General features: G+C 64.3%; 8 protein-coding genes. 1 reads left to right on the top strand and 7 read right to left on the bottom strand.

Features of this window, described 5'->3' with window-relative positions:
• Positions 1 to 1,206, bottom strand: a 1,206-nt coding sequence (locus ACE3UY_RS08940; protein WP_374687196.1) for a GNAT family N-acetyltransferase, incomplete at its 3' end; no start/stop codon positions are given.
• A gap of 509 nt (positions 1,207 to 1,715) precedes the next feature.
• Between ACE3UY_RS08940 and ACE3UY_RS08935 the strand changes: the two genes are divergently transcribed.
• Positions 1,716 to 2,408 (top strand): zinc metallopeptidase, encoded by a 693-nt coding sequence (locus tag ACE3UY_RS08935; protein ID WP_374687195.1) that lies wholly within the window; start codon positions 1,716 to 1,718, stop codon positions 2,406 to 2,408.
• Positions 2,409 to 2,483: 75 nt separating this feature from the next.
• Here ACE3UY_RS08935 and ACE3UY_RS08930 read toward each other — a convergent pair whose 3' ends face one another.
• From ACE3UY_RS08930 to ACE3UY_RS08905, 6 genes are all read right to left on the bottom strand, one after another.
• Entirely contained in the window at positions 2,484 to 3,386 is a 903-nt protein-coding gene (locus ACE3UY_RS08930) for an ROK family protein (RefSeq protein WP_374687194.1), read from the bottom strand.
• Between the two features lie 81 nt (positions 3,387 to 3,467).
• A complete protein-coding gene (locus ACE3UY_RS08925) occupies positions 3,468 to 5,417 on the bottom strand; it encodes an amylosucrase (RefSeq protein WP_374687193.1) in 1,950 nt (649 codons plus the stop codon).
• A gap of 86 nt (positions 5,418 to 5,503) precedes the next feature.
• Positions 5,504 to 7,102: a maltose alpha-D-glucosyltransferase gene (treS, locus tag ACE3UY_RS08920; RefSeq protein WP_374687192.1), complete on the bottom strand. Its 1,599-nt coding sequence runs from the start codon at positions 7,100 to 7,102 to the stop codon at positions 5,504 to 5,506.
• An 80-nt stretch (positions 7,103 to 7,182) separates the two neighbouring features.
• Positions 7,183 to 8,286 (bottom strand): carbohydrate ABC transporter permease, encoded by a 1,104-nt coding sequence (locus tag ACE3UY_RS08915; RefSeq protein ID WP_374687191.1) that lies wholly within the window; start codon positions 8,284 to 8,286, stop codon positions 7,183 to 7,185.
• 1 nt (position 8,287) lies between these two features.
• Positions 8,288 to 9,475, bottom strand: coding sequence for a carbohydrate ABC transporter permease (locus ACE3UY_RS08910; protein ID WP_374687190.1), 1,188 nt, complete (start codon positions 9,473 to 9,475; stop codon positions 8,288 to 8,290).
• A gap of 75 nt (positions 9,476 to 9,550) precedes the next feature.
• The coding region (locus tag ACE3UY_RS08905) for an ABC transporter substrate-binding protein (protein ID WP_374687189.1) at positions 9,551 to 11,371 on the bottom strand (1,821 nt) is incomplete at its 5' end.

The following is an 11,371-nucleotide window of genomic DNA, read 5'->3' as shown; positions in this document are numbered from 1 at the left end:
GAACGTCAGTTCGGGGAAGGCGGCGTCGCCATCTTCCAGACGGTTGTAAGTGTAACTGTCCCCGATCTCTTTCAGCCGCCCCTGCTCCCAAACCATCGTGAAGCGGCTGCGGTAAAGGTTGATCCTGGTCACGCCGGTGTGGCCGGCCAGGACGCTGCCGGCCAGCCGCCGCTCCAGCGCCGGCGCGATGTGGCGCAGAAAAGCGGGCACGTCGGTCACGCGCACGTACCAGGCATAGGGGCGAATCTGTTTCTCCATGTCCGGATCGAGCGCCTCATAGAGCGGGTGCGCCTCGCCGATGTTGAAGCTGATATGGCTCAGTTGCTTCTTCGCGTCGCGCGTCGGGTTCAGAACGGCGGCCTCCTCGCGCAGGTAGCGGACGAGGAAACGGCCGACCGCTCGCCAGGAGTGGCCGGGCAGCACGCCGAACTCGGAGATGCTGAAGCTGGTATCGTGGGGATAGTAGTTCACGTAGGCCACCGCTTCGCCCTCGCGCGTCTCGACAAGGCGCGGCGCGAGCCGCCACCACGACTCCGGGTGCGTATCATTCATCTCATACTGCCATTGCGCATCGCTGCGCAGGCGGCTGATGAGACTGTGGCCCAGGTGTTGGCGGTAAAGCGTCTGGAGCAGCGGGATGTCGCCGGTAGTCGCCGGCCGCAGGGTGTACGGCTCTTCCTCCACCTTCTCATCGTTGCCAGGGCGGGCCCAGAACAGTTGCCGGCTGCCGCCCAGATTCAAGCCCATCTCATAGCCGAACTGGCGATAGTACCAGGGGATGCCGGTGATGGCCGTCACCAACTCGCCGCGGGCGGCGCTCTTGGCGTGGATGACCGCCATCTGTTCGCGCACCAGGCCGCGCCGGCGGTACTCCGGCAGCGTGCCCACCAACTCCGGCCGGCCCACGGCGAACGGGATGTCTTCGTAGGCCCAGGTCTGGGAGATGAGGTTCATCGTCGAGACGAGCTTGTCGCCGGCGTTGGCGTCGGTGACGACGGTGAAGTCGCTGGCCTTCGTCGTGGGGTGGTCGCCGCTCATCAGGTTGTGCGTCCAGTGATAGATCGCCTTTTGTGGTTCGGCCGGGTTGTCACTGTGAATAGCCGTATTGAACTGGGCGACGCTCTCGGCGTCGTCGGGCGTGGCCCAGCGCAGGGTTAGGCCGTCGCCTAGATCACGGGGCAGGCCAAAGGTATCAGCGGATGTCATGTCAGGGTTCTCCTAGGCAGAAGCGCCAGTGCGTCGGCGCGGGCTCCGGTCGCCATGAGGAGCGGTGGACGGTCCGGCGCGACTTCATTATGCGGCAACCGCGACGGCTTAGCAAACGTTGACGGCAGGCGGCCGGGGGCCTCAAGCGGACGCGAAGTTGATGGCCGCTCACCTGGCAAGTTGCCGGTCTCTCAATCGGCGCTCAGCTATCGGCGGCATTTGTAAGACATTCATTGGAAACGATGATTGCCCATTGACTCCTCTCTAGGAATGTGCAAAATCAGTGAGAACTATAAGGTGACTTCAAGGAACGAACAGCGATGATGGCTTTTGTAACCTCTTATTGGATAGCGACTTTGCCAACCGTTGTAACGGGTGTGATCCTGCTGGGCGCATTGAAGAAAATGCGCGACGAGAAGGCGAAAGCCAAAGCCCCCGCTGTCGTTCCTGTTCCTGTGGCACAGGCTGAGAGGCCTATGTCACAATCCCGGAGGAAATAACAAGGAGCGATGTTCTTCTTCGATCCGCTTTACCTGGTTTTCGCGCTGCCCGGCCTCCTCTTGGGTCTGTGGGCCCAGATGCGCGTCAAGGGCACGTTTAGCAAATATTCCAAGGTGCGCCTCTCGCGCGACGCATCCGGCGCGCAGATCGCCCGCTACCTGCTCGATCAGCAAGGCCTCCAGGACGTGCGCATTGAGGAAGTTCAGGGTTTCCTGAGCGACCACTACGACCCGCGCACCCGCATCCTGCGCCTCAGCCCCGACGTTTACCGCACGCCCAGTGTGGCCGCCGCCGGCGTCGCCGCGCACGAGATGGGTCACGCCCTGCAGCACTCGGTCGGTTACGCTCCCCTGCAAATCCGCAGCGCTATCGTCCCGGCCGTCCAGTTCGGCAGTTCGTTGGCCCCCATCCTGTTCATCATCGGTTTCCTGCTCAACTTCACCACCCTGGCCTGGATCGGCGTCATCCTGTTCGGCGTCGCCGTCCTCTTCTCGCTCATCACTTTGCCTGTCGAGTTCGACGCCAGCAAGCGCGCCAAGGCCCTCCTGACTAGCAGTGGCATCCTCCATCCCGAGGAAGTCAAGGGCGTTGACAAAGTCCTCGACGCCGCCGCCCTGACCTACGTCGCTGCCGCCGTCGCCGCCGTCGGCCAGCTTCTCTATTACGTCCTCCTCCTCAGTGGCGGCCGCAGCCGCGACTAAGAGGAAGGGGCACGCAAAGACCGCAAAGCCCAGAATTTTGGCTTTGCGGTCTTTGCGTCTTTGCGTGAGATACCCTTAGATCGCCTGGTGCGCGAGGGCGAAGGCCCCCAGCACTCCCGCCCGGTTCCCCAACGCCGGCGGCACGATGTAACTGTCTATTCTCTCCAGGATCGCCGGCGACTGCACGTACCCGTTCAGATACGATTGAACCTTTTGCCGCACCATCGGCATTAACTGCGGCTGCTCCATCACCCCACCGCCCAGGATGATTCGCTCCGGCGATAACGTGCAGATCAATCCCTGCAACGCCAGCGCCAGATAGTGCGCCTCCAAGTCCCAGGCCGGATGATCGGGCGGCAGCTCGTACGCCGGCCGCCCCCAGCGCTCCCCGACCGCCGGCCCCGCCGCCATCCCTTCCAGGCAGTCTCCGTGGAACGGGCAGCGCCCCGGATACGGATCCGCCACCCGGTCATGCGGCAGCGGTATGTGGCCCATTTCCGGGTGCACCAGTCCGTGCATCAGCCGCCCGTTCACCATGCCGCCGCCGCCCACCCCTGTGCCGATGGTCAGGTAGACGAAATTATCCAACCCCTGAGCCGCCCCCCACCGCCATTCACCCAGCGCCGCCCCGTTCACATCCGTGTCGAACGCCACCGGCGCGCCAAAGGCCGCGCGCAAGGGGCCGGCCAGATCGGCGTCGCGCCAGCCCGGTTTAGGCGTGGACGTGATCGTGCCAAATGTCGGCGAGACGGGGTTGGGATCGAGCGGCCCAAACGCGGCGATGCCGATGGCCGCCGGTGGGCCGTACCGCTCCACCTGTTCGCGGAAGAAAGCCAGCGCTTGGCCAATCGTCTCCTCCGGCCGCGTCGTCGGGAAGCGCGTCTCGGCGCGAATATCGTCCGGGCCCGACCCCACCGCGCAGACAAACTTCGTACCCCCCGCCTCAATACCGGCCACGTAGGCGCCGCTCGTGTTCATCATCATGCTCCTTTATTGGTGGTCAGTGGTAGGGGCGGGTTTGAAACCCGCCCGTACCGTGGTCTGATCACTGCCTACCGCTTATTCCTCCCTGCTCCCCGCTTCCGGCATCAGCCACAGCGCTTCATAGCTGCGCAGGGTGATGCCCGGCGCGCTGTCCACGGCGCGCCCCGTTAGCCGGTCCACCAGCCGCATGCCGAAGCCCAATTCATACAGCCGGTAGCCGGGAACCGTCTGCGGCCCCTCGCTAAAATTGGCCAGCACCAACACCCGGCCGCGCGGGCTGTCGCGCAGCAGCCCCAACACCGCCTCATTGTGCGTCCAGACGGCTTGAGGCTGGGCCTGGGCATGGAAGGCGGGCATCTCCCGCCGCGCCGCCAGCAAGTCGGTCAGCCCGCGGAACAGTCGCCCCGCCGGCGACCACCAATCGCGCCGTTCCTCCGCCTTCGCCCAATCCATCCGCGGCCGGTGCATCCAGCGATTGTCGTCGGCCAGGTTGGGGTCATCGAGGTAGGATGGGTCGTTCAACAGCCCCAGTTCGTCGCCCATGTAGAGAAGTGGGATACCCCCAAAGGCAAAGATCAGATTGTGGATGAGCAGAATGCGACGCAGCGCCAGCTCGGCCGCCGCCGCGTCCTGCCTCTCCAGCGACGCTTCCAGGCCCGCCAGCGACGCGCACGACCCGCTGATCCGCCGGTCGCCCGTGCGCGGGTTGTGCTGGAACGTCCCACCGCGCGCGAACGACCCCGCAAAGCCGCCGCTGTAAAAGTCACTCAGGAAGGCCCGGTGCCCGAAGCCCGACAGCCCCACCTCGGCCGCGTCCTCGTCCGTCACTGCCCAACCGATGTCATCGTGGCAACGCACGTACGTCACCCAGGCCGCCCCGCTGGGGATGGGCGGCATGTTCTGGAGCGCGCGGGTCATCAACACCACCCGGCGCTCGGCCAGGCTGCTCCAGAGGAGAACCATGAGAACGTTGTGGTAGGCCAGCTCGCACTCCTTGTTCGTCCCCTCGCCACGGCCCAGATAGGGGATCAACTGCGGCGGCGAGACGATGGCCTCGGCCTTCAGGATGAGGCCCGGGGCGGCCATGCGCGAGAGCGCGCGGAACGCCTGCAGAATCGCGTGCGCCTCTGGCTGATTCTGGCAGTCCGTCCCCAGCCGCTTCCACATGAAGGCGACCGCGTCGAGGCGCAGGATTTCGACGCCCTGGTTGGCAAGGTACAGGATGATGTCGAGCATTTCGGCCAGGACGGCGGGGTTGGTGTAATTCAGGTCCCACTGGTACTCATTGAACGTCGTCCACACCCAGCGGTCGAAGGCCTCATAGTAGGTGAAGTTGCCGGGAGCAAAGTCGGGGAAGACTTCGGGCAGGGTCTGCTCATACGCGTCGGGCAGGGTGCGGTCGGGGTACATCAGGTAGTAATCCTGATAAACCGTCTCGCCGGCCGCCGCCCGCCTGGCCCACTCGTGCTCCTTGGCCGTGTGATTGCAAACCAGGTCAATGCACAGACTAATCCCATTCTGGCGTAGCTGCGCGGCCAGTCCGGCCAGATCGGTCATCGTGCCCAGCGCCGGGTTGACCTGGCGGTAGTCCATCACGGCATAGCCGCCATCGTTGGCCCCCGGCCGCGGCTTCAGCAGTGGCATCAGGTGCAGGTACGTCACGCCCAGCTCGTTCAGGTACGAAATGTGCTCGTCTATACCGCGCAGGCTGCCGGCGAAGCGGTCGGCGTAGCAGACGTAGCCGAGCATGGTTGGCTGCTGGAACCAGTCCGGCTGGCTCTGGCGGCGCAAGTCCAGCAGGCGCAGTTCGACCGGCCGGTCGGCATAACCATGGGCGACGATCGCCAGCAGCCGATCGCACCACGCATCGAAGTCGGGCCGGTCGCCATAGAGGAGCCGAAGAGGGCGAAGGGCGTCGGGCCAGTATAGGTCTACGCGGGTCTGAAAGATTTGGCGTTCGAGGGGGTGTAAGTTGGTTAGTGGGTCAGTATTCAGTAGGTCGGTGTCCAGCGAGTCGGTGGTCATGGGTCGTTGGCGGCGGTTGAGAGTTGTTAGTAGCCTATGGTGACCGAGGTGCAACCCACTCCATAAAGTGGGTCGCACCTGGTTTTCTATTCCTGGGCCCTGAGCCACAAAGCTTCAAAGGGGGCAAGCTGAATCTCCTGGCCGGCGGGGTAGATACGCTCCTGACGCGAGAGGAGGTTAAGCATGGGCGCGGAGGGCGTGATGCCAGAGGGGCGGGGCGTCTCGGTCAGGTTGAAAACGCAGAGGACAGAATAAGAATCCTGTGCCACGCGCTGGTAGGCGAGGACGGCGGGGTCGCCCGTATCCACAAACTCCAGCGCGCCGGCGCGGAGGGCGGGCTGCTGCTGGCGCGTACGGACCAGGAAGCGCGTCCAGGACAGGAAAGAGTCGGGGTCGTTCTCCTGGGCCGCGACGTTGCGCTGCCGGTAGCCGTAGCCCTCACTATCGATCACCGGCTGGTAAGTGGCCGCGGCCGTCGAGAAGCCGGCGTTGGGGGCGTCAGACCACTGCATGGGCGTGCGGCAGCCGTGGCGGTCGTCGAGCCAGATGTTGTCGCCCATGCCGATCTCGTCGCCATAGTAGAGGATGGGCGCGCCGAGGATGGACAGGAAGAGCGCGTTGAGAGCCAGCCACCGCCGTGGATCGCCGTCCAACAGGGGCAGCAGGCGGCGGCGGATACCCAGGTTCAGCCGCATACGCGGCTCGGGGGCGTAGTGCTCCCACATCCACTGGCGCTCTTCCGGGGTGACCATCTCCAACGTCAGTTCATCGTGGTTGCGCAGGAAGGTCATCCACTGTGTGCCAGGCGGGATGGCAGGGGTACGGGCGAGGATGTCGACGATGGGCGTTTTGTCGCCGCGCTTGAGGGCCATGAAGAGGCGGGGCATGATGGGAAAGTGGAAGCAGATGTGGAACTCGTCGCCGTCGCCGAAGTAGGGCAGCAGGTCTTCGGGCCACTGGTTGGCTTCGGCGATAAGGACGCGGCCGGGATACTCGTCGTCGATGAGGCGGCGCACCCGCTTCAAGAAGGCGTGCGTCTCGGGCAGATTCTCGCAGTTCGTACCCTCGCGCTCGTAGAGATAGGGCACAGCGTCGGCCCGGAAGCCGTCGATACCCAGGTCGAGCCAGAAACGAATGATGCGAAACATCTCCTCGTGGACGGCCGGGTTGTCGTAGTTCAGGTCGGGCTGGTGGCTGAAGAAGCGATGCCAGAAGTACTGGCCGGCGACCTCGTCGTACGTCCAGTTAGAAGGCTCGATGTCCAGGAAGATGATGCGGGTTTCGCTGTACTTGTCGGGCGTGTCCGACCAGACGAAGTAATCGCGGTAGGGCGAGTGACGATCCTGGCGCGCGGCCTGAAACCACGGGTGCTGGTCGGAGCAGTGGTTCATGACCAGGTCTATCACCACCCGCAGACCCTTGGCGTGCGCGGCATCCAGAAAAGCCTTGAAGTCATCGAGCGTGCCGAAGTCAGGGTGGATGCCGGTGTAGTCGCTGATGTCGTAGCCGTCGTCGCGCAGCGGCGAGGGATACATGGGCTGGACCCAGATGCAGTCGACGCCGAGCGAACGGACGTAGTCGAGTTTGGTGATGGCGCCGCGAAAGTCGCCTATGCCGTCGCCGTTGGCATCAGCATAGGCGCGGATATTGAGTTCAAAAAAGACGGAGTCTTGATACCAGGTCATGGGAGTTGATAGGTGAGAGTTGATAGCTGTCAGTGGTCAGTGGTTAGCGATCAGACTACTGACCACCGACCACTGACAACTTAGCCCTTCACCGAGCCGGCCAGCAGGCCGCGCACGAAGAAGCGTTGCAGAGAGAAAAAGACGATCATGGGCAGGAGCATGGTCAGAAAGGCGCCGGCGGTGAGCAGGTGCCAGTCGTTGCCCCGCGAGCCGATGATGTCGGCCAGCCGCTGCGTGATGACCTTGGTCTCCGGGTTGCCGCCCAGGAAGATGAGGGCCACCAGGTAGTCGTTCCACACCCACAGGAACTGGAAGATGGCAAAGGACGCCAGGGCGGGCACGGAGAGCGGCAGGATGAGCCGGCGGAAGACGGTAAAGTGGGACGCGCCGTCGATGAAGGCTGATTCCAGCGTCTCGCGCGGCAGCGTGCTGACGTAGTTGAACAGCAGGTAGGTCGCCAGGGGCAGACCAAAGCCGGTGTGGGCCAGCCACATCGCCAGGAACGTGCCGTTCAGCTCCAGCCCGCGGAAGTCCCGCAGGATGGGGACGAGGGCCAGCTGCAGCGGCACGACCAGCAGGGCAACAACCATGATGAACAGCATTCGCCGGCCGGGGAAGCGCATCCAGGCAAACGCGTAGGCGGCAAAGGCGGCGACGAGGATGGGGATGACCGTGGCCGGCACGGCCACGGCGAGGCTGTTGAGGAACGCGCTCACGAAGTCGTCGCCGGGGATGACCTCGGTGGTCCCATCAGGTCGCTGATATTCGAACTCCTTGCCGCTGAGAACCTGGCTGTAGTTGGCGCCGGTGAAGTTCCAGTTGACCGTCCAGCGCCGTTCCTGAACTTCGATCCGGCCGAGGCGGCGGTTGCCGATCCAGGCGTAGTACCGGCCGTCAGGGGCGGTGAAGCCCTCGCGCAGTTCCTCGAAAGTCGTTTCGCCGCCGCCGACGGTCATGGGGCCGGTGGCGTCGAGGCCCATCTCGCGCGGATCCAGCGTCTCCACCGTGATGTAGGCGCGATGCGGAAAAATGTTCCACCAGCCCGAGGACTGGATGTCCTCGCGGGTGCGGAAGCTGGAGACGAACAGGCCCAGAGTGGGCACGGTCCAGAGGAGCACGAGGAGCAGCAGTCCGCCGTTGACCAGTAGACCACTAATGCGTTGTTGTCGGTGCAGGCTGCCCATGTTAGAACGCCTCCTGTTCGCGGAACTGCTTGAGGTTGTAGATCATCACCGGCACAATGGCGATGAGCAGCACGATGGCGATCGCCGAGCCGTAGCCGGAGTTGCGCGCCGTGAACGATTGTCGGTAGAACTGGGTGGCGATGACGTCGGTGCCGAACTGGCCGCCCGTCATTACCCACACCACGTCGAATATCTTCAGCGTGAAGATAACCACCGTGGTACTGACCGTGATGATAGTTCCCATGATGTAGGGAACCATGATGCGGAAGAAGATCTGGATCTCGCTGGCGCCGTCCACGCGACCGGCCTCCATGAGCTCGCCGGGGATGCCCTTGAGGGCAGCCGAGAAGAGCACCATGGCATAGCCGGTCTGGAGCCAGATGACGATGACGATGAGGAACAGGTTGTTCCAGGGTGAGATCGCCGTCCAGGCCGGAAACGGCTGCGGCTGCCCGCCGCCGGCGACGACGAGGGCGTTGAGCAGACCGATCTGCGGCGCGTCCACCGGCCGCACTTCGTAGATAAAGTTCCAGATGACCCCGGCTCCCACGAATGAGATGGCCATGGGCAGGAAGATGGCCGACTTGCCCAGCCGCTCGAAGCCGCTGCGGTCGGCCAGCACGGCGATGAGCAGACCAAACAAGACTGTCAGCGTCGCGCCGAAGACAATCCACATGATGTTGTTGCGGAACGCTTCGAGCATGAGCCGGTCAGTGAAGACGGCGACGTAGTTATTGAGGCCGACGAAGCGCTCGCCCAGAGCGGCAAAGCTGCCGCTGAGGTCGCCCCAGTTGAGCCAGCCGTCGGGCGGGCCGTCCCGGTTGAACAGGCTGATCCAAAACGTGCGCAGCACCGGCAGCGCCAGGAACCAGATGAGCATCGCCGCCGCCGGGCCGACGAACACGAACGGCTGCAGCCGTCCGCGCCACGGGTCGCCCATGCGCTCGACGATCCAGTTGAAAATCCAGTACAGGGCGGCCACGCCGCCCACGCCCCAGACGATGGCCACCAGGGCGATGAGCCATTTGGGCGCTGACCCCGCCCGCAGGAAGTTGAATCCCCAGTACATCACCAGGAAGGCGAGGACGAGGATGCCCACGGGTAGGGCGATGCGCAGGATGAGGGTCAGCAATCTGGCGCCGAAATTGCCCGGCTCGCCAGGGGGGGCCTGTTTGGCTTCGTATTGCATGGGCTACCTCCTTGAAGAAGTGGTTACTGGTAGGGGCGGGTTTGAAACCCGCCCCTACCACTAGTCACTGGTTACTCACTCCGTCGGCCAGGACGCGTCAATCTCCTCCAATACAGTCGGCAGATCGGCCGCGCCGCTGACGTAGTCGGTCATGCCCTTCCAGAAGGAGCCGCCGCCCACTTCGCCGGGCATGAGGTCCGAGGCGTCGAAGCGGAAGCTCGTCGCCGTGGCGACCAGCTCGGCAATGCCGCGCTCCAGGTCAACGCCATACATTTCCGGCGTGGCAGTCTGATGCGCCGCCAACGCGCCGCCCGTCTCCAGCCAGCCAGAGGCGGATTCGGGTAACGTGAAGTACTCCATCAAGGCGCGCACTTCGGGCCGGTCGTTGAACATGGCCATGATGTCGCCGGCGACGAGGAACGGACGGCCGTAAGCCTCGTCAATCGGCGGCAGGTAGAAGAAGGAGTAATCCTCGCCGGCCACACTCCCCTCGGGGAAGAAGCCGGTGATGAAGTTACCCTGCTTGTGCAGCCAGCAGCCAGGCGGATCCTCGAACATCGGGGCCGGGCTGTCGCCGAAGTTCGTCGAGACGATCGCGTTCGTGCCGCCGAAGACGTACTCTTCGTTGAACCAGATCTCGCTCCACGCCTCGATCGCCGCCGTCACCTCGGGCGACGAGAAGGGGAGATCGCCGGTTACCCAGGCGTCGTAGTTCTCCAGCGAGGTGGTGCGGAGCATGGTCTCTTCGGTCCAGTCCGTCGCCGGCCAGCCGGTGGCCGCGCCCGACTCGATGCCGATGCACCACGCCGGGTCGCCGTCATCGGCGATCAGTTGCGTCAACGCCAACAGGTCGTCCCACGTCTCCGGAATCTCATAGCCGGCGGCATCGAAGTCGTCCTTCGGATACCAGACGAGGCTCTTGCCGTTGAAACGATGCCAGACGCCAGCCGTGATGACCCCATCCGGCCCCTCGATCTGGCCCATGTCGAGCCAGCTTGGGTTGTACTGCTGCGTCAGCCATTCCTCGGGCATGAAGGTGGACACGTCCACGATCTTGCCCTGGCGCACAAACGTCGCCAGCAAGCCGGGCTGCGGGAAGTCGGCGATGTCAGGGGCGTCGCCGGCGTCCACGCGCACGCCGATCGAGCCCTCAAACTCCTTGCCGCCGATGTATTGCACGTCGATGCCGGTGGCCTCCTCAAAAGCGACCAACGACTGCTCGAACTTCACCGTGTCGGCGTCGGCGAACGGGCCGTCGACCGTGACGACCGTGCCGTCGAAGTCGCCGTTGTAGGCCTGCTCCAGGAAGCCGCCGGCGATCATGGCCATAGCGGCCGCCTCGCCCTCGCCTTCGGCTGCCGGCTCTTGCTCTTCCTGGGCCTGGCCCTCGACACCCTCCGGCCAGGAGGCGTCGATCTCCGGCAGAATCTCGTCCAGCGTGGCCGCGCCGCTGACGAAGTCAGTCATGCCCTTCCAGAAGGAGCCGCCGCCCACTTCGCCGGGCATCAAGTCCGACGCGTCAAAGCGGAAGCTTGTCGCCGTGGCGACCAACTCGGCAATGCCGCGCTCCAGGTCAACACCGTACATTTCCGGCGTGGCGGTCAGATGAGCCGCCAACGCCCCGCCCGTCTCCAGCCAGCCGCTCGCCGACTGCGGGACGGTGAAGTACTCCATCAAGGCGCGCACTTCGGGCCGGTCGTTGAACATGGCCATGATGTCGCCAGCGACGAGGAACGGACGGCCGTAGGCTTCATCGATGGGCGGCAGGTAGAAGAAGTCGTAGTCGACGCCCGCTTCCGACCCTTCGGGGAAGAAGCCGGTGATGAAGTTGCCCTGCTTGTGCAGCCAGCAGCCGGGCGGATCCTCGAACATCGGGGCCGGGCTGTCGCCGAAGTT

It is taken from the genome of Promineifilum sp. (SeqCode) (genome assembly GCF_041918635.1).
In the GTDB taxonomy this organism is placed as follows: domain Bacteria; phylum Chloroflexota; class Anaerolineae; order Promineifilales; family Promineifilaceae; genus Promineifilum.
This window is presented reverse-complemented; position numbering and strand designations above follow the sequence as displayed.